Origin of the sequence: Amycolatopsis sp. lyj-108 (assembly GCF_046549005.1) — a bacterium.
In the GTDB taxonomy this organism is placed as follows: domain Bacteria; phylum Actinomycetota; class Actinomycetes; order Mycobacteriales; family Pseudonocardiaceae; genus Amycolatopsis.
In genome coordinates this window covers 184,900-202,684 of the sequence record NZ_JAJPWQ010000010.1, presented here as the reverse complement: position 1 = coordinate 202,684, position 17,785 = coordinate 184,900, and the positions used below count along the sequence as shown (strand labels likewise).

At 67.3% G+C, this 17,785-nt stretch carries 15 protein-coding genes, 2 tRNA genes and 1 pseudogene; 3 read left to right on the top strand and 15 right to left on the bottom strand.

Annotated features, from left to right (window positions below; translation table 11 throughout):
* Nucleotides 1–2 precede the first annotated feature (2 nt).
* From ACLJO0_RS31630 to ACLJO0_RS31615, 4 genes are all read right to left on the bottom strand, one after another.
* Nucleotides 3–248 carry a hypothetical protein gene (locus ACLJO0_RS31630; protein WP_410582479.1) on the bottom strand — a complete coding sequence of 82 codons (246 nt, stop codon included), beginning with the start codon at nucleotides 246–248 and terminating at the stop codon, nucleotides 3–5.
* A gap of 8 nt (nucleotides 249–256) precedes the next feature.
* Complete coding sequence (locus ACLJO0_RS31625) at nucleotides 257–1,081, bottom strand: conjugal transfer protein (RefSeq protein ID WP_410582477.1); 825 nt, start codon at nucleotides 1,079–1,081, stop codon at nucleotides 257–259.
* A 104-nt stretch (nucleotides 1,082–1,185) separates the two neighbouring features.
* Nucleotides 1,186–1,431, bottom strand: coding sequence for a hypothetical protein (locus ACLJO0_RS31620; protein WP_410582475.1), 246 nt, complete (start codon nucleotides 1,429–1,431; stop codon nucleotides 1,186–1,188).
* 64 nt (nucleotides 1,432–1,495) lie between these two features.
* Nucleotides 1,496–2,341 carry a hypothetical protein gene (locus tag ACLJO0_RS31615; protein ID WP_410582473.1) on the bottom strand — a complete coding sequence of 282 codons (846 nt, stop codon included), beginning with the start codon at nucleotides 2,339–2,341 and terminating at the stop codon, nucleotides 1,496–1,498.
* A gap of 399 nt (nucleotides 2,342–2,740) precedes the next feature.
* Here ACLJO0_RS31615 and ACLJO0_RS31610 point away from each other — a divergent pair, with 399 nt between their 5' ends.
* Nucleotides 2,741–2,989, top strand: a complete 249-nt coding sequence (locus ACLJO0_RS31610; protein WP_410582472.1) for a hypothetical protein — start codon at nucleotides 2,741–2,743, stop codon at nucleotides 2,987–2,989.
* A pseudogene (locus ACLJO0_RS31605) lies at nucleotides 2,986–4,056 on the top strand (recombinase family protein); the annotation flags it as partial. The gene ACLJO0_RS31610 and the pseudogene ACLJO0_RS31605, both read left to right, overlap by 4 nt.
* A gap of 246 nt (nucleotides 4,057–4,302) precedes the next feature.
* Here the strand turns inward: ACLJO0_RS31605 and ACLJO0_RS31600 are convergent.
* The 5 genes from ACLJO0_RS31600 to ACLJO0_RS31580 all read right to left on the bottom strand — a co-directional run bounded on the left by ACLJO0_RS31600 (nucleotide 4,303) and on the right by ACLJO0_RS31580 (nucleotide 5,948).
* The gene (locus tag ACLJO0_RS31600) at nucleotides 4,303–4,572 is read right to left on the bottom strand and encodes a hypothetical protein (RefSeq protein WP_410582470.1); all 270 of its coding nucleotides are present in this window, start codon (nucleotides 4,570–4,572) and stop codon (nucleotides 4,303–4,305) included.
* A gap of 42 nt (nucleotides 4,573–4,614) precedes the next feature.
* Nucleotides 4,615–4,911 carry a hypothetical protein gene (locus tag ACLJO0_RS31595; protein ID WP_410582469.1) on the bottom strand — a complete coding sequence of 99 codons (297 nt, stop codon included), beginning with the start codon at nucleotides 4,909–4,911 and terminating at the stop codon, nucleotides 4,615–4,617.
* Nucleotides 4,887–4,959 (bottom strand) — tRNA-Glu (locus ACLJO0_RS31590). The genes ACLJO0_RS31595 and ACLJO0_RS31590 overlap by 25 nt, the downstream gene beginning before the upstream one ends.
* Nucleotides 4,960–5,090: 131 nt before the next feature.
* Nucleotides 5,091–5,162, bottom strand: a tRNA-Gln gene (locus ACLJO0_RS31585).
* 51 nt (nucleotides 5,163–5,213) lie between these two features.
* Nucleotides 5,214–5,948 (bottom strand): HAD family hydrolase, encoded by a 735-nt coding sequence (locus ACLJO0_RS31580; protein WP_199748901.1) that lies wholly within the window; start codon nucleotides 5,946–5,948, stop codon nucleotides 5,214–5,216.
* Between the two features lie 555 nt (nucleotides 5,949–6,503).
* Here ACLJO0_RS31580 and ACLJO0_RS31575 point away from each other — a divergent pair.
* Nucleotides 6,504–7,742 carry an FAD-dependent oxidoreductase gene (locus tag ACLJO0_RS31575; protein WP_410582467.1) on the top strand — a complete coding sequence of 413 codons (1,239 nt, stop codon included), beginning with the start codon at nucleotides 6,504–6,506 and terminating at the stop codon, nucleotides 7,740–7,742.
* A gap of 69 nt (nucleotides 7,743–7,811) precedes the next feature.
* Here ACLJO0_RS31575 and ACLJO0_RS31570 read toward each other — a convergent pair whose 3' ends face one another.
* From ACLJO0_RS31570 to ACLJO0_RS31545, 6 genes are all read right to left on the bottom strand, one after another.
* On the bottom strand, nucleotides 7,812–8,582 hold the full coding sequence (locus ACLJO0_RS31570) for a fumarylacetoacetate hydrolase family protein (RefSeq protein ID WP_125786767.1): 771 nt from the start codon (nucleotides 8,580–8,582) through the stop codon (nucleotides 7,812–7,814).
* A 9-nt stretch (nucleotides 8,583–8,591) separates the two neighbouring features.
* Complete coding sequence (gene cimA / locus ACLJO0_RS31565) at nucleotides 8,592–10,226, bottom strand: citramalate synthase (protein WP_410582466.1); 1,635 nt, start codon at nucleotides 10,224–10,226, stop codon at nucleotides 8,592–8,594.
* 289 nt (nucleotides 10,227–10,515) lie between these two features.
* On the bottom strand, nucleotides 10,516–11,559 hold the full coding sequence (locus tag ACLJO0_RS31560; RefSeq protein ID WP_125786769.1) for a 3-isopropylmalate dehydrogenase: 1,044 nt from the start codon (nucleotides 11,557–11,559) through the stop codon (nucleotides 10,516–10,518).
* Nucleotides 11,560–11,795: 236 nt separating this feature from the next.
* On the bottom strand, nucleotides 11,796–15,200 hold the full coding sequence (locus ACLJO0_RS31555; protein ID WP_410582465.1) for a S8 family serine peptidase: 3,405 nt from the start codon (nucleotides 15,198–15,200) through the stop codon (nucleotides 11,796–11,798).
* A gap of 306 nt (nucleotides 15,201–15,506) precedes the next feature.
* Nucleotides 15,507–17,105 (bottom strand): phosphoglycerate dehydrogenase, encoded by a 1,599-nt coding sequence (gene serA, locus ACLJO0_RS31550; RefSeq protein ID WP_125792455.1) that lies wholly within the window; start codon nucleotides 17,103–17,105, stop codon nucleotides 15,507–15,509.
* Nucleotides 17,106–17,206: 101 nt separating this feature from the next.
* Nucleotides 17,207–17,773 (bottom strand): TetR/AcrR family transcriptional regulator, encoded by a 567-nt coding sequence (locus tag ACLJO0_RS31545; protein WP_410582463.1) that lies wholly within the window; start codon nucleotides 17,771–17,773, stop codon nucleotides 17,207–17,209.
* Nucleotides 17,774–17,785 lie beyond the last annotated feature (12 nt).

Genomic DNA, 17,785 nt, shown 5'->3' with positions numbered 1-17,785 from the left:
GGTCATTTGGTGAACCAAGCGCCGAACATGCCCGACACCCCGTCGAGGTTGAGCAAAATGCCGAGGAAGACCGCAGCGATCACGCCGTACTTGATCGCGCGGGTGAAGTTGCCCCGTGTCCCGATCAGCAGGCCGATGCCGCCCACGACGGCCACGAGAAGGATCAAGCGGCGAACGGCCTGGTCTCCCCAGGCGAGGTTGGTGTCGATCCAGGTCTTGACGTCGGCTGCGAGCACGATGGTCGACATCTCTTCTCCTATTCTCCGGCCGGGGGTGCTCCGGCGAGCAGCGGAGCGGGGTCGATTCGACTGACTTCCCAGCGGCCTGCCCGTGCGACGAGGGTGAGGGCGTAGTCGATCGTGGTGACCTGCCCAAGAGCGTCATATCCCCAGGCTCGTGCCGTTGCGTGAACCTCGGTTCCATCCAGCGGCCGGGCCGCCTGGCCGGGCTCGAAAGGTTCGTGGGTACGCAGCTCCAGCAGTCGGACCTCGGCGTACAGCGGTGGAACGATCGCGCCGATGTTCGTCCCTGGCGCGATGTAGCGGTTCAGCTCTCCTCGTCCGACCAGGTAGGCGGCGAGGAAGCCGTGCACGGATTGACCGATCGGCCCGTTCAATTCCGCGGCCTCCGGGTAGTCGAGGTCGATCGCGGCGAGCGTGCGCGGACACGCCACCGGTGCCGGAAGCGACGCTGCGACATAGCCATCGGTACCTCCGACGAGGCTGACCTCGGCGCAGACCAGCCTCGCTCGGTGCCTGCCATCGGGCTGCTGAACCAAGATGTTGACCGCGACCATCACCGACCACACGCCCGGCCGCGGCGACACGACCGACAACGTGCTGGTGTCCACCGGGATCTGCGTACCGACCGCACGAGTCGACTTCATCCCCGCCGGGTAGAAAGCCTCGAGCCCAGCGGAGTCGTCACGGTTGGCCGAGAGCCACGACCGGACGTACATCTCCGCCCAGCCCTGCGGCTCGCGGCTCTCAAGCGGCTGCTCAGACCGCTGGGTTTCACCCGGTGCGCTCGGACGCAGCACCATCAGGCCCACGACCACGGCCAGCGGGCTCGCAACGATCACGCACCACCCCAGCACCCTGCCGATCCGCCGAGCAGCAGTGTGGACAACAGACTCCAGTTGAGCATCGGGAATCGCCTGCGCAGTTCGGCTCTCGCGACGCTTGATCACCGCGCCTCCATCCCCAGCACCTGATGCAGGCGTTTGCGCAACTCGCGATCGTCAGAGCCGGCAAGCGCGTCGAGGGCGTCGCAGGCCGGAAATCCGACCTCATCGAGGAAACGCCGGAGCTCGTCGTACAACTGCCGATCGACCATCGTCGATTCGAGTCGCCGCCCCAGGTCCCTTGCTCGAACACGAGCGTGGGCGATGAGCAGTTCGCCGGGGGCGAGGTCGGCACGGGGTCCGGTCACGGAGGCTCCCTGAGGTCTGGCGGGTTGCGGTGCTCAAGACACGCCCAGCCCACCGGCCTTTGATTCATCCCAGATCGGAGCGCTGCCATTCACGACCAGCCTCGGCCAACGCGTCCAGCGCTCGATTCCGCCTCCGCGTCGCCGTCGGCTGGCTCACGCCGAACAGCGCCCCGAGCTGGCGGTCAGTCGCGACTCCGTCCCTGCCCATCTGCTCCCCGAAGTACCGAGCGGTCAGGATCGCCGCTTCCTGTTCGTCGAGCCATCGCTGCTCGACGGCCCAGGACAGCAGCTCCAGCAACTCCTCCGACGGGTCCTTCTCCGCCGGCGTCTCGGCCAGTGGCTGATGCACCGCAACGTCGTCCATGGTCACGACCTCGGCGGCGGCTTGCGTGACGTCGACACCGAGTGCGCGAAGCGCGGCCCTTTGGGTGTCGAGGACCAGGTTGGCCGCGACGTGGTGCCCTCGTCGAAGCGGGTAGCAGCGAATCTGCTCCCACAGGTGACCAATGACCGCGGCTTGAACATCGGCGTTCGCCTCGTTCGCAGAGACTCCGGCTCCGGTGACACCACGGCGGGCTCCGAAGGTGCCGATCGCTGCCCGGCTCGCCCGGATGACGCGTCCGACGATGCGGGGCACTGCGGGCAACATGGCGTTCAGCACGACTTCCCCAGCGACGACACCTTCGTCGCCCGCAAGCGCGGCCCGCTGCAACAGCGCGTACAGCACTTCGTCGTGGCGCGCGTAGTCACGGCTGGCGAGGACTTCCGAAAGCCGCTCGTGAGTACCAGCGTCTACCAGCGCGGCGTCTCGCGCCGCCCAGGAACGCAGAGCGGTGTCGAATCGCAAGCGCGACTTCGGGTGAGCGAGCTGGCGTTGGAGCGCGGTGAGCGGGCTGGAGGTGGCGGACATCGTGGCGACCCTTCGAGCGGCGACAAGATCGCCACGAGGCTCGAACCCACCCCTCGCTCTTTCCCTGGCCCAGATCCTTGCTCCAGCTCAGGAGCAAGCCCACCTTCACCCGATCGGAGTATCGGCTGCTCAAGGCTGAGTGCGAGAGGTCCTTAGCTGCCTGCCTTTCGGCCGAGACCTGATCAAGGCTTCCGAGACGAAGTCCAGGCAGGTCTCGCCCGGTCTCGATCGCTCCACCGCGGGCCTGAGACCACGCCTCGACTGACTCGCGATATCCGCGTTGAATGGAACCGGGCGCACAAGAACATGTCTCTGTCGATCTCGTTGGATTCGTCGCCCTCGTGCGACGTGTCTCGCCGGCAGCCGAGCACGTCTCGGCAGAACTGGGGCGGGTACGACATGGACAGTGCCGACAACTTCGACCTTCCAGCACCGCGCGAGGCGTTCGAAGCGTCGTCCGAGCAGCCGGTTTGGTGCTATGATCAAGCACTCAAATCTGGCGATCGCCGATATTCTGCTTACGTCGCAACGGTTTCCGTCGCCAAGGGCGATCGTCTCCGCAGGCAGCTCAACGCCGTGGTCGGTGAGCTGCTCCACTGGGCCGTGTATCAACCCGGCCCGGCGACCCCCGAGGACGAATCGACATGACGACCTTCGAGCAAGAGGCCGGGAACCCTCCAGCGCCCGGCCGCTTCGTCTCTGGCCCCTCCGGGCTCTCCGACTACGCAGTCTCACCTCTGGGCATGCCCGGAGCCTTGCTCCGCGACGAAGTACGCGTCGCGTTCCTGGGTCGCACGTCCACAGAAGACCTGCAGGACCCTCGCCAATCGATGCTGCGCCAGCTGGCCAACTGCAAGTCGGCGATACCCGAGTCCTGGGTCGTCGTCGCGCACTTCTACGACGTCGAGTCCGGCCGGATGGAACTTGACGCTCGCGGGCAAGGGGCGAACTACGAACGCTTCGACATCCCTGTCCCTCGCGCAGGCGGGATCGCCGACCTCCTCGTGGAGGCTCCGAGTCGCACCCGGACGTTCGACGTGGTCATCTGCGAGGGGATCAGCCGCGTCGCTCGCAGGGCTTTCGAGGGCTTGTCAGTCGAGCGGGAGCTCGAGCGGGCCGATGTCCCCCTGTTCGCGTCGAACGAGCCGATCACCCTCTCCGGCAGCCGGGCCCAACGTGTCCTCCAGCGCCGCATCAACCAGTCCATCGCCGAGTACGAAGTCCTCAACACCCTCGAACAGTCCTGGGGCGGGCTGTGCACGCACGTCCGAGACGGCTGGAACATCGGCAAGCCGCCGTATGGCTACAAGGCCAAGGTCGTCCCCCACCCGAGCCCGGCGAAGGCGGAGAAAGGCAAAACCAAGTCTCGTCTCGAACCGGACGGTATACGCGCCGAGACCGTGACCCAGATCGCCCTATGGCGATACCACGAAGGTCTCGGCTACAACACCATCGCGGACCGTCTCAACGCCGACCTGGAGCGCTTCCCTCCGCCGACAGCGCCGAGCAAGTCTCGCACTCGGGGCGCCTGGAGCAAAAGCTCCGTAGCCGGCGTCCTGCAGAACCCCAAGTACACGGGCTATCAAGTCTTCAACCGTCGCGCCACCACGTCCAAGCGAGGCAAGGTCAACGAACCCTTCAAGTGGGTCTGGTCACCAAAACCGGTCCACGAGCCCTTGATCGCGAAGTGGATGTTCGACGAGCTCACCAGCCGCCTCGAAGCCCGGCGAGGGTCGCGAGCGGACACCCAGCCGAACGCCAACCCCAGCGCTGAGCGCACCTACCTCTTCCGCGGCATGGTCTTCCACAGCTGCGGACGGCGCATGGCCGGTGACACAAAACACAACCGGCTCTTCTACTACCTGTGCTGGCCGGGCAAGAACAACCGCGGCGACTCCGGGCCCCACGCCGGACTTCCAGCAGCAATCCGGCTTCGTGAGGATGAACTACTCGAAGCGGTTTCAGCTTTCTATGCCGACCGTCTCTTCAGCCCCGCCAGGAGAGGCATCATCGAAGCCGATCTGGCCACTGTGGACGACAGCGCAGCTCAGGAGCGTCGGGGCGACCGTGAGCGCCTTCAACGCCAACTGGCAGATGTGGCCCGTCGGCAGGATTCGGTTCTGCGACAGGCACAGGACGGCGCGCCGGACGACCCGTTCGCCAAGGCGCTCCGGCAGAACTACAACAAGCTCGAGGGAGACAAGTCCGCGGCACTGACCGCTCTCGCTCATCTCGACGCCGAGGACAAGGTGCAGCCGGCGAAGCCCAGCTCATCAGACCTGAACCGCCTCGAAGGGCTCCCACATCTCCAGCTCAATCTGGCCAAGGCGCCTCAGGCGCTGCTGCGCCAACTGTTCGAAATCACCCAGCTCGCCGTGAAGGTTCATGGCGCGGGTGACCAAGTGACCATTACCATCAAACTGCCGGTCGATCAGGTACCGGAAACCGCGATAGCCGCAGAAAGGATCAGTGAAGCGATGACTTCCACCGAAACGCAAAAAGTCCCGACCGAAATGGTCGAGACTTCTTGGGTGGAAGCTGCGCGTACCCCCGATGGGATTCGAACCCACGCTACCGGCGTGAGAGGCCGGCGTCCTAGGCCGCTAGACGACGGGGGCTAGGATCTTTCTCCTCTAGGAGGAGGTTTTCAGTTGTTCACCTGCTGTGTTGCTGCGGAGAAACTTACCAGACCGGGTTTCCCTCCTTCGCAGGGGGGTCACTCTGTGTTTCACTCCGGAGAGTTCTCCAGCTGGGGTACCAGGACTCGAACCTAGACTAACTGGACCAGAACCAGTCGTGCTGCCAATTACACCATACCCCAGTGAGGTACCGTTCCGGTCTTGACCGGAACGGTGCCGCACGAGAAAGAATACTAGAGCACGCTGTTCCGCACCGTGAAAGCGGGGGTCTCCGTAGCCCGCTGGGCCGGGACGCCGAGCTTGGCGAACTCGGAAACGAGCAGCTCAGGCAGCTCGTCGAGGCCGGAGATGGTGTGCACGCCCGCCGGGGCGCGCTCGGCGATGCCGTCCCGATCGAGCCAGACGGCGCCCAGTCCGGCGTCGCGTGCGCCGATGGCGTCGGTGTCGAGCTTGTCGCCGACATGGACGGCCTGCGCCGGGTCGCAGCCGAGGCCGAGACAGACCGAGTGGAACATCGCCGGGTCCGGTTTGGCTACTCCGAGTTCACCGGCGATGGCCACGTGGTCGAAGAACCGAGCGAGTCCGAGGTCGGCGATCTTCTTGCGCTGATGTGTGCCCGAGGCGTTCGTGACGGCCGCGACGAGGACACCGGCGGCCCGCAGCCATTCCAGGCATGGAAGGACATCTTCGAACAATTGCCACGAACGGGTGAGAATTTCACGGCGACGTCTTTCGAAGCCTTTGACCTGGTCTTCGTCGGCCAAAATGCCGATCTCGGCGAGGAAACATTCAGTACGCTTGTGATGCATGGTCGCGTAATCGATTTCGCCCGCGACCACCAGCGCGACGTGCTCTTCGGTGATGAGATCCCACAGTGGCCAGAGATCGTTCTGACCGGTGAGCGCGCGCAGGCTGAGGCGGATCGCCGCCGTGCAGTCGATCAGCGTGTCATCGATGTCGAGGCACACCAACCGTAACTCCGGGGGCTCCCACGGGGCTCCCTCCGGAGCGTCCGGCGTGGTTCGTGACGGGGTCCGGGGCACGAGAGCGAAATCCACTAAGTGAGGCTAGGGCACTCAGCGCGATCGCGACTCTGCCGATGAGGTGATTAAGGCTGGTCTGTTCCGGCGCGGGCACTCTACTCCCAGTTGGTGAGATGTCGTGTTTTAGTTACCGGACAACGAGTAACGCGGGCGGCCGGGTGAATTGCCGAGATCCGTGCTCCCGTCCGATTCGCGCCGCGCACACCCTGTGACGACAACGAAATCCTTACACCGCTTAAGACGCGGACCGTCCACAAGGGCATTTGCGCGATCGCCGTCCTTCCAGGACTGCCATGCGGCCTTGTGAGTCCTTTTTGGACGTTCATTGCCCACGGCCGGGACACTCGCGCGAACCGGTGAGACGCAGGCCATAGGCCGAACAGGGCATCCGCCCGGATGGCGCTTGACGCGCCTGTCGGACGGGTGCATGCTGAGCTTATTCAACAAGTGATGAATAAGGGTTTCGAAGGGGTGGGACGGATGAGCGAACGCACGAACTGCGTGGTCGTCGGCGGTGGCCCCGCGGGCATGGTCGCCGGATTGCTGCTGGCCAGGGCCGGGGTCGAGGTCACCGTGCTGGAGAAGCACAAGGACTTCCTGAGGGATTTCCGCGGCGACACCGTGCACCCGTCGACGTTGACGTTGCTCGACGAACTGGGCCTCGGGGAGAAGTTCCTCAGCCTGCCGCACAGCGAGATCTCCTACGCCGGTTTCCCCGCCGAGGACGGCACGATGATGCGCCTGGCCGATCTGACCAGGCTGAAGGTGGCGCATCCGTACATCGCGATGGTCCCGCAGTGGGACTTCCTGGACCTGCTCGCCGACGCCGGCGCGAAGGAGCCCACGTTCACGCTGCGGCAGAGCACCGAGATGACCGGGCTGATCCTGGAACGGGGCCGGGTGAGCGGGGTCCGCTACCGCGACGCCGACGGGAAGACCGGCGAATTGCGCGCCGACCTGGTGATCGCCGCCGACGGCCGCTGGTCGCTGGCCCGGCGCGAGGCCGGGCTGATGACGAAGGATTACGCCATCCCGTTCGACGCGTGGTGGTTCCGGATCTCGCGCCGGGACGGCGAACTCGAAGGCGTGCTGACGCCGAAGATGCGGGACCGCCGCTTCGCCGTGCCGCTGCCGCGCAAGGGCTACTTCCAGATCGCCTACCTCAGCCCCAAGGGTGGCGACCTGCGCGAGGAGGGCATCGAAGCGTTCCGGGAGAACGTGGCCGCGATCCTTCCCGACCTGGCCGACCGCGTGGACGAGCTGAAGACGACCGACGACGTCAAGTTCCTCGACGTCAAGATGAACCTGCTGCGGAAGTGGCACCTCGACGGGCTGCTGTGCATCGGTGACGCGGCGCACGCGATGTCACCGGTCGGTGGTGTCGGCGTCAACCTCGCGGTGCAGGACGCGGTCGCGGCCGCCACCCTGCTCGCCGGACCGCTGCGCCAGGGCAGGCCGTCGGTGGCGGACCTGGCGAAGGTCCGCAGGCGCCGTCTCGCGCCCACGATGCTGGTGCAGGGACTGCAGCGGATGTTGCACAAGAACGTCATGGGGCCGGTCATGGCAGGCAGGCGCAACGGTCCGCCCGCGGTGATGGTGAAGCTGTTCAGCCGGTTCCCCGTGCTGTCCTACGTCCCCGCGCGGCTGCTGGGCCTGGGGCTGCGGCCCGAACACGCCCCCGCCTTCGCGCGGCGGGCGATGGAGCCGGCCGGTGGCTAGGTCCCGAACGCCATGAAAGGTCCTTTCCTTGCAAATTTTGCAAGGAAAGGACCTTTCATAGCACTGGGGTCAGATCTCCTGCACCGGGTTGGTCAGGGTGCCGATGCCTTCGATGGTGATCGAGACCGACTGGCCGTCCTCGATCGGGCCGACGCCCTCGGGCGTGCCGGTCAGGATGACGTCGCCGGGCAGCAGGGTCATCACGCCGGACACGAACTCGACCAGCTCGGGGATCTTGTGCACCAGGTCAGAGGTCCGGCCGTCCTGCTTGAGCACACCGTCCACCTCGGACCTGAGCGCGAGGTCGGCCGCGTCGAGCGAGGTCTCGATCCACGGGCCCAGCGGGCAGAAGGTGTCGAACCCCTTCGCCCTGCCCCACTGGCCGTCGGACTTCTGCAGGTCACGGGCGCTGACGTCGTTCGCCACGGTGTAGCCGAGGATCGCGCTCGCCGCGCGGGCGGCGGGCACGTTCTTGACCGGCTGGCCGATGACGATCGCCAGTTCGCCCTCGAAGTCGACGCGGCCGATGCCGCGCGGACTGCGGATGGGCGCGTTGGGGCCGATCACCGTGGTCGACGGCTTGATGAACAGCATCGGGTCCTGCGGGACCTCGTTGCCGAACTCGGCGGCGTGCTTGGCGTAGTTCCGGCCGACCGCGATCACCTTCGACGGCAGGATCGGCGCGAGCAGCCGGACGTCGGCGAGCGGCCAGCGCTTGCCGGTGAAGTTGGGGTTGCCGAAGGGGTGCTCGGCGATTTCCAGTACCTGGGCGTCGTCGCCGTCCCCTTCGATCGAAGCGAACGCGACACCACCGGGATGAGCAATTCGGGCTAGGCGCACTCCCCCACTCTACGACCTGTGCGCGGGTGCCTCGCTGAGGGACTTGTGGACGAGCGCGTCGCACAGCGCGAGCCAGCTCGCCTCGACGATGTTGCCGTGCACGCCGACGGTGGTCCATTCCCGTTCGCCGTCGCTGGTCTCGACGAGCACGCGGGTCACGGCGTCGGTGCCCGGATGGCCGGGCAGGATCCGCACCTTGTAGTCGGCCAGCTCGACACTGTCCAACCAGGACAGATGCGGGCTGAGCGCCTCGCGCAGCGCGGCGTCGAGCGCGTGCACGGGGCCGTTGCCCTCGGCGGTCGCGATCACGCGCTGCCCGGCGACGTGCACCTTCACCGTCGCCTCGGAGACGACCTCGCCGTCGGACCGGTGGTCCAGCACGACCCGGTACGACTCGAGCTCGAACGGCGGTTCGTCGAGAACGTCGCTCTGCGGGCCGTCGACCTCCCGCCGCAGCAAAAGTTCCAGTGAGGCGTCCGCGGCCTCGAAGGACCAGCCTTCGGATTCGAGGCGCTTCACCTTGCGAATGGCACTCGTCAGCGCCTCGGGCTGGCCGGCAAGGTCGACCCCGAGCTCACGTCCCTTGAGCTCCAGGCTGGCCCTGCCGGCCATCTCGGTGACCAGTACCCGCATGTCATTGCCGACAGAAGCTGGATCGATGTGGTTGTACAGCAACGGATCCACCTTGATCGCGCTCGCGTGCAGTCCCGCCTTGTGAGCGAAAGCCGACGCCCCTACGTAAGCCTGGTGGGTGTAGGGGGCGAGGTTGGCGATTTCGGCAAGAGCATGGGAGACCCGGGTGAGCTCGGCGGCGCCTCCGGTCGGGAGCACCTCCATACCGAGCTTGGTCACCAGATTTCCCGTCACGGCGAACAGATCGGCGTTACCCGCCCGTTCGCCGTAACCATTGGCGGTGCACTGGACGTGCGTCACGCCGGCCTGCACGGCGGCGACGGAATTCGCCACCGCGCAGGAAGTGTCGTCCTGGCAATGGATTCCGAGCCGGAATCCGGTCCGTTCCTTGACCTCGCGGACGGTTTCCGCGAGGCCGAGCGGCAGCTGCCCGCCGTTGGTGTCGCACAGCACGGCGACGTCGGCGCCCGCGTTCACTCCCGCGTCGAGCACCTTCAAAGCGGTGTCCGGGGAGAACGCGTAGCCGTCGAAAAAGTGTTCCGCGTCAAGGAAGACGCGACGTCCTTCGCCGACGAGGAACGCGACGGTGTCTCGCACCATCTCGCACGCTTCGTCGACGTCGACCCGCAGCGCCCGCTCGATGTGCCGTAAGTCCGATTTGGCCACCAGCGTAACCACTGGCGCCTGGGCCTCGAGCAGGGCCCGCACCTGCGGATCCTGCTCGGCCTTGGCGCCCGCCTTCCGCGTCGCGCCGAACGCGACGAGCGCGGCGTGGCGGAGTTTCAGTTCACCCGAAGCCGCGCGGGCGAAGAATTCCGTGTCCTTGGGCAACGCACCCGGCCATCCGCCTTCGATGAACCCGACCCCGAGATCGTCGAGCAGCCTCGCCACCGCCAGCTTGTCCGTGACGGAGTAGGAGATCCCCTCGCGCTGCGCGCCGTCGCGCAACGTCGTGTCGTAGAGGTGGAAGGCGTCGCCGAGCGGCGTATCGGCGGGCTCCTTGCGGGTCACGGGGGACTCCTCATGGTGGTGGCAAAACGTGTTCAGGCAACAAAAAAACCTCCCGCATGGGTGCGAGAGGTTGCGCGCCGGGGGCTCTTGTGGAGCTGTTATCCGGCGCGCTCGGCGATAATGATGGTGCAGGAGGTCACGGACGCATCATGGCACACGCTCCGCCGGACGTCCACAGGCCGGGCGACAGTTCCCACCTTCTGGGATGCCGCAGCGGTCCCGAACGCAATGAAAGGTCCTTTCCTTGCGAAATTTGCAAGGAAAGGACCTTTCATAGCGCGCGTGAGAACTACTGAGTGACCGGGCGCACGTTCGACGACACCAGTGCCGCCAGCCGGTCACCGATCGCGTGCGTCGCACCCGGCGACGCCTGGTCGCGGGTCGCGAGGTCGAAGGCCACCGATGCCTCGATCCGCCGCGCCGATTCCTTCTGTCCCAGGTGGTCCAGCAGCAGCGCGACCGAAAGCACCGCGGCGGTCGGGTCGGCGAGACCCTGGCCCGCGATGTCCGGGGCGCTGCCGTGCACCGGCTCGAACATGCTCGGGTTCCGCCGGGTGATGTCGAGGTTCCCGCTCGCCGCCAGCCCGATGCCGCCGGTCACCGCCGCCGCGAGGTCGGTGATGATGTCGCCGAACAGGTTGTCGGTCACCACGACGTCGAAGCGGGACGGGTCGGTCACCAGGTGGATGGTCGCGGCGTCCACATGGGAGTACGCGACGGTCACCTCCGGGTGCTCCAACGAGACCTCTTCGACGATCCGCGACCACAGCGATCCCGCGTACTCCAGCACGTTCGTCTTGTGCAGGAGCGTCAGGTGCTTGCGGGGCCGCGCCTCGGCCCGGTTGAACGCGTCGGTCACCACGCGCCGGACGCCGAACGCCGTGTTGACGCTGACCTCCGTCGCGATCTCGTGGTCGGTGTCCTTGCGCAGCAAGCCACCGTTGCCCGCGTACGGGCCTTCGGTGCCTTCACGCACGACGACCATGTCGATCTCGCTCGAATCGGCGAGCGGGCCGCGCACGCCCGGGTACAACCGGGCGGGCCGCAGGTTCACATGGTGGTCGAGCTCGAACCGGAGCCGCAGCAGAAGACCGCGCTCCAGAATGCCGCTCGGCACCGTCGGGTCGCCCACCGCGCCCAGCAGGATCGCGTCGTGCTGACGGAGTTCACCGAGTACCGACTCCGGAAGCAGCTCACCGGTGGAGTGCCACCGGGCGGCGCCGAGGTCGTAGTTCGTGATCTCCGCCGTCGGTACGACCTCACCGAGCACCTTGAGCGCCTCGGAGACCACTTCGGGCCCGATCCCGTCTCCTGGGATCACCGCGAGCCGCATCCACACACCTCCGTAGACCAGGCCACCGGCAGTCCGGATGGCCCATCCGCAAGAAAACGCCAGCAGCGGAAGGTTACCGGCCGTAGCCCGGTAGCCGTAGCCGCACCACCCTTATGCCGGAATCTCCCACAGAGCGAGACAGCCGAAAGGGTGAATACAAGAAGGGACGCCCTGGCGGAAAGCTTGCCGCCAGGGCGTCCCTCACCTCATCGAACGCGGATCACCGCACTACCGCGTCAGCCCACACCGATCGGCTGACGTCCGGTGTGCCGCCCGCCGTTGCCCGGCCGGTCGACGTCGGCGTTGCCGCCACCGGCGTTCGTCTGGATCTTCACCACGTTCGCCCGGTTGCCCGAGGCGTTGTGGTGCTCGATCGCCAGCAGGCCCAGCACGGTGTCCTGCGCGGCCGCGTTGCGGTTGACCACCAGCGCCGTACCCGGCTTCGCGACGTAGCCCAGCGCGGAGTCGCCGCCGCCCTGGACGGTGTACGCGGGAGCCAAGGCGTCGAACGAAAGCGGCGTGCCGACGTAGTCGATCGTCGACGAGTCCGCACCCGGCGCCGCGTAGAACCCGGAGGTCCCGACCGTGTAGCTGATCTTGTGCGACGCGGCGTTCGGGTCGATGCCCAGCGCCGCGATGCTCACCGGCAGCACGACGACGTTGGTGTCGTACACGTTCGTGTCGACGTCGCCGAGCTGGCCGTTGATCGGCTGGATGTCCACCTGCGGGAAGCCCGGCTTCAGCGCCACGGTGACCGCCACGAGGACGTCGGTGGCCGTCACCTTGGTCACATAGGTCTCGAAGTCCGGCTGTCCGTCGCCCGTGGTGTCGATGTCCACGAACGGCGAGGTGTTGCTGCCCAGGTTGGCCAGATCGCTCCAGGTGGTGAGACCGAAGGCCAGCAACGCGTTCTCCGGCTCACCCTGCGCCTTGGCCAGCGGGGCCGTGGACGCCGCGCCGATGTAACGCAGGTCGGCGCCCTTTGCGGTCTGGTTCAGGGTGCAGTCGGTGGTGACGTCGCCGTCGCACTCGGGCAGCTGCGGGGATTCCGCCTGCAGTTCGAGCACGCTGATCAGCGAGCGGTACCGCTGCGGACCGGTTCCCTGGTCAACACCCTTGCCGGTCAGGTTCAGCACGGCCTGGTCCTGGCCCGCGCCGAAGTTGACGTTGCCCGGGGTGTTGATGGACGAGACGGGCTTCGGCGCGGAGTACACCGAGAGCCGCAGCGGTACGGTCGTGCCGCTCTTCGGGGTGAACGCGATCCGGCCGGAGGCGTCCGCCACGAACTGCCGGGCGAGCCCGACCTGCGTCGCCGCCATGGTCGGGTCCATGACCTTGCGGAGCGCCTTGGGGTCGGCGATCTTCAGGGTCACCTTCACCAGCGCGACACCGCGCGGGCTCAGCTTCACCGTCGGCTTGTCCACTGTGTACTCGACACCGGGGAGCGAGTTCACGGCTTCGTAGCCCACCGAGTACTCGACCGGCTTGATGCCCTTGTTGACCACCTTGACCGTCTTGGTCAGCGTGACCGGGCCGCCCGCTTCGACGACACCGAAGTTCACCGAGACGAAGCCGGGGTTGTCGACGACGTAGGCCAGGACCTGGTTGTCCAGCGCGGCCTTCGCGTCGATCCGGCCGCTGCCGACGCGCTGCGGGCCGTAGGTGCGGCCGGAGGCGTCGCGGATGTCGTGGCCGGCGGTGTTGATGACCGAGGCCTTGACCTCCTCGACCGACCAGTCGGGGTGCGCCTGACGGATCAGGGCGGTGATACCCGAGGTGTGCGGAGCCGCCATCGACGTCCCGGAGATGACCAGGCGACCGGATCCGCTTCCGCTCAGCGCGGACGAGATCGAGTCACCGGGCGCCGCGACGTCCGGTTTGACGGCCGGGCCGCGCCCGCCACGTGAGGTGAACGAGCTCGGGGTGTCCACAATGGACTGGTCGGTGGTCGGCACGGACACGCGGCCCTTGCCGGTCATGCGGACCTGCAGCGTGCCGGCGGCCAGCGCCGGGCGGACCGAGGCGGTCGCGCCGCCGGTCAGCTGGAACGTCGGCACGGCCGCGTTGCCCGCGATTCCGGCCGAGAAGTGCTCCAGCGTCGACGAGAACAGCGCGCCCTTGGCACCGGCGGCCTGCGCGTTGTTCGAACGTGCGCCGGAACCGCAGGCGCGGGTCGCGTCGTTGTCGTCCCATTCGAGGAACACGATCTTGCCCGCGGCCTTGGCCTTGTCGGCTTCGGAGTACGGCTTGCAGCCGGCGGCGTTGTCGGCCGACAGCGTGACCACCGGCGCGGTGACGTCGAGCGTGTCGTAGGCCGCGTAGTTCTGGCTGAACTGCCCGGTCTTCGCACCCTTGACACCGTCGGGAGCGACGGCTTCGACGGCGTCGCGCAGGACGGACGCGTCACGGCTGCTGGCGACGGTCAGCGCCTCGGGCGTGTTGCCCGGCGCGCCGCCGACGTCGTTGAGGTCGCCGCCGTTGCCCGCGGAGAACACCGGGACGACGTTGTTCGCGGCGATCTTGCGCACGAACAGCGAGTCCGGGTCGTCCGGGGTGGCGAAGTCGCCGCCCAGCGACAGGTTGACCACGTCGAGGTGGTCGGTGAAGTCGCCGTCACCGTCCGGGTCGAGCGACCAGTCGAGTGCCTGCGAGGTGACGTTGGTCGAGCCGTCGCAGCCGAAGACCTTGATCGCGTACAGCAGGGCCTTGGGCGCGGTGCCCGGGCCGATCTGCATCGCTTCGATCTTCTTCTTGTTGAGCTTCTTGTAGTCGCCCGTGAAGGTCTTGCCCGCTTCGTCCACACCGAATCCGGCGACCGTGCCCGCGACGTGCGTGCCGTGGTGGCCGCAGGAGATCGGGTTGGGGTCGGGCTTCGGGGTCTTGAGGGCCGGGTCGTCGCTGCCCGAGTCGTAGGCGTCGCCGACCAGGTCGATACCGCCGACGACCTTGTCGGTCGGGAAGGCGGGGGTGGCCTGGTCACGGTTGATCGCCTTGTACGCCTCGGCCGTACCCGGACCGCCGAAGGTGGCGTGGGTGTAGTCGATGCCGTCGTCGATCACGCCGACGCGGATGCCGTCGCCGTAGCGGCCGGTCTGCTGCCACGACGCGAGCGTGTTGGTCAGCTGGACCGCGCTGGAGTTCGTGCGGGTCTTCGGCACCACCTTCTTGACCGAGACGACGTCCGGCCGCTTCGCCAGCTCGCGGATCTTCGCCGCGTCGGCGGTGACGACCGCGCCGGCGACCGCGTTCGAGGTCTGGGTGACCAGCTGGGTGCCGGAGTCGGCGGCCTTGAGCTGCCCGACGACGGAGTCCACCGTCGCCGCGGCGGCTGCCTTGGCGTCCTTCGCGGCCTTCTTCGCCTTTTCCTTGCCTGCGCCCTTGTTCTGTTCGGCGTTGAAGGCGTCGACGGCGGGCTGCTTGGCCAGCTCGACGAAGGCGGTGATCTGGCCCTGTGCGGCCTTGAGCTTCGGCTCGACCTTCCCCTGGAATCCGTTACGGTCGATCTTCGCCGGCGTGACGCCGTCCGCGAGCGGGACATCCTGTGCGGCTGCCGTCGCCCCGGTCACGGACGTCGCGAGCAGTGCGGCGAAGACCGCGGCCGATGAGCGGATGGCCCATCGGGGTACGCGGGATCTGTTCATGAGTACGTGCCCTCACTCGAGGCCTTGACTTCGAACCTGCCTGCCTCTCGAACACACCCCCGACGGTGAGCCCCGGCGCCGCGCCGTGCCCTTGACGACGCGATGGTTCGGCCTCGCCGGAAAAACCTATCGGCCCATCCGCCCGACTTCAGTAGGCAATTTTCACCGTTATTGAATCTTGCTCTCGTTCTCGCGAACCCCGCACACACAACGATCGCAGTTGGTCGATGAATTGCGGGAAAAGTACATGAAGGCCCCCTTCCTGTACCTAGGCGCAAGGAAGGGGGCCTTCATGTACTTTCGAGGTCAGCCGAAGTTGACCGCGCGAATCGTGTGCGCGCCCACGGTGGCGCCGATCGGCTCCAGCAGGTGCGAATCCACGGAACGGTCCACCCGCAGCAACATGACGGCGTCCGCGCCGTCGGTGGTCTGGCTGATCTGCGCGGCCTCGATGTTCAGGCCCGCCTCGCCGAGCAGCGTGCCGACGCGGCCCATGATGCCCGGGCGGTCCGGGTACTCGAGCAGCAGAACGTTGCCCTCGGCACGCAGGTCGAAGTGGCGGCCGTTGACCTCGACCAGCTTCTCGACCTCGTCCTTGCCGGTGACCGAACCGGACACCGAAAGGGTCGTGCCGTCGGCGTGGACCGCGCGAAGGGTGACCAGGCTGCGGAACTTGGGGCTTTCCGGCTCGATGACCAGATCGACCTGGACTCCCAGCTCTTCGGCCACGCGCGGCGCGTTCACGAAGGTGACCTGGTCCTCGACGACACCGGAGAACACGCCGCGCTCGGCCGCGAGCGGCAGCACGCTGACGTCCTCGTTGGACAGTTCGCCCTTGACCACGACGGTGACCGAGGCGGGCGCCTTCGGGTTGAGCGCGGTCAGCAAGGTGCCGAGCTTCTGGGTGAGCGAGAGGTACGGCCGCACGTGCTCGCCGACGGTGCCGCCACCGGCGACGTTGACCGCGTCCGGCACGAAGTCGCCGCGCAGCGCGAGCAGCACGGACTTCGCGACGTCGGTGCCCGCGCGGTCCTGCGCCTCGGCGGTCGACGCGCCGAGGTGCGGGGTGACGACGACGTTCGGCAGGCCGAACAGCGGGCTCTCGGTGGTGGGCTCGGTGACGAACACGTCGACACCGGCGCCGCCGACATGGCCGGAGCTGACCGCGTCCGCCAGCGCCTGCTCGTCGATGAGGCCGCCGCGCGCGGCGTTGACGATGATGACGCCCTGCTTGGTCTTCTTGAGCGCCTCGGCGCCGATCAGGCCCTTGGTCTCGGGGGTCTTCGGCAGGTGGATGGAGATCGCGTCGGCGCGCTCCAGCAGCTCGTCCAGCGTGACCAGCTCGATGCCGAGCTGAGCGGCGCGGGCGGCCGAGACGTAGGGGTCGTACGCGATGAGCTTGGTGTCGAACGCGGCGAGCCGCTGCGCGAACAGCTGGCCGATCTTGCCGAGGCCGACCACGCCGATGGTCTTGCCCTGGATCTCGACACCGGAGTAGGCGCTGCGCTTCCACGCGCCGCCCTGAAGGCTCTGGTCCGCGGCCGGGACCCGGCGGGCGACCGCGAGCAGCAGCGCGACGGCGTGTTCGGCGGCGGAGACGATGTTCGAGGTCGGCGCGTTGACGACCAGCACACCGCGTTCGGTGGCGGCGGGGACCTCGACGTTGTCCAGTCCGACGCCGGCGCGGGCGACGACCTTGAGCGAGGTGGTGGCACCGAGGACCTCGGCGTCGACCTTGGTGGCGGACCGCACGAGCAGCGCGTCCGCCGTCTTCACGGCTTCGAGCAGCGCGGGGCGGTCCGTGCCGTCCACATGCTGGACCTCGACCTCGTCGGAGAAGACACTCAGCACGGAAGGCGCGAGCTTCTCGGCGATGAGGACGACGGGCTTGTTCGGCTTGGTCACGATACGGCTCCCACTATCTGGTCTGTGCCTGCGACTCACTGTTGACGGTCACGCCGTTGTGCCCGGTTGCGCCGCAGTTTAGACCTGCTGACAGGGGATTGTTAACTCGCCCGTAATCCGGCGAAAACGAGATCGAGGAGCCGTTCGAGGCCCTTGTCACCCGAAAGGTGTTCGCCGGCCCAGGAAAGCGCGTGCAGCAGCACCAGCAACTCGTGCACTGTGACGTCGGCCCGGAGCTCACCCGAGGCCTTCGCCCGTTCCACCAGATGGGACACCTGGTCCCGCATCGCGTGACATGAGGCATACAGCGGCGAGGTCTCGTCGTCGAGGACGTCCACCATCAGTTCGGGCAGTCCGCGGTAGCGCGCCGCCTGTTCACCCATCCCGGCGAACCACGCCTTGAGCGCTTCCACCGGATCCGGGGAGTCGAGGAGTTCGCGGGCCACCGCGGCCTGCGCGTCGTAGCCCTCGCGAAGCACCGTCTCGACCAGAGCCTCCCGCGTCGGGAAGTGCCGGTAGAGCGTGCCGATGCCGACACCGGCACGGCGCGCGATCTCTTCCAGTGACGCCTCGACGCCGTTCGCGGCGAAGGCGCGCCTCGCCTCTTCGAGGAGGCGCTCGTAGTTGCGCCGGGCGTCCGCCCGCAGCGGCTTCTTCTCGGTGTCCATCGCACTCCCGAG

Excerpts from the sequence above, each read along its gene's own strand:
- ACLJO0_RS31615 (WP_410582473.1), bottom strand. The coding sequence starts at position 2,341 with ATGTCCGCCACCTCCAGCCCGCTCACCGCGCTCCAACGCCAGCTCGCT.
- ACLJO0_RS31630 (WP_410582479.1), bottom strand. The coding sequence starts at position 248 with ATGTCGACCATCGTGCTCGCAGCCGACGTCAAGACCTGGATCGACACC.
- ACLJO0_RS31560 (WP_125786769.1), bottom strand. The coding sequence starts at position 11,559 with ATGCGGCTCGCGGTGATCCCAGGAGACGGGATCGGGCCCGAAGTGGTC.
- ACLJO0_RS31555 (WP_410582465.1), bottom strand. The coding sequence starts at position 15,200 with ATGAACAGATCCCGCGTACCCCGATGGGCCATCCGCTCATCGGCCGCG.
- ACLJO0_RS31575 (WP_410582467.1), top strand. The coding sequence starts at position 6,504 with ATGAGCGAACGCACGAACTGCGTGGTCGTCGGCGGTGGCCCCGCGGGC.
- ACLJO0_RS31610 (WP_410582472.1), top strand. The coding sequence starts at position 2,741 with ATGGACAGTGCCGACAACTTCGACCTTCCAGCACCGCGCGAGGCGTTC.
- ACLJO0_RS31600 (WP_410582470.1), bottom strand. The coding sequence starts at position 4,572 with ATGAGCGAGAGCGGTCAGTGCCGCGGACTTGTCTCCCTCGAGCTTGTT.
- ACLJO0_RS31545 (WP_410582463.1), bottom strand. The coding sequence starts at position 17,773 with ATGGACACCGAGAAGAAGCCGCTGCGGGCGGACGCCCGGCGCAACTAC.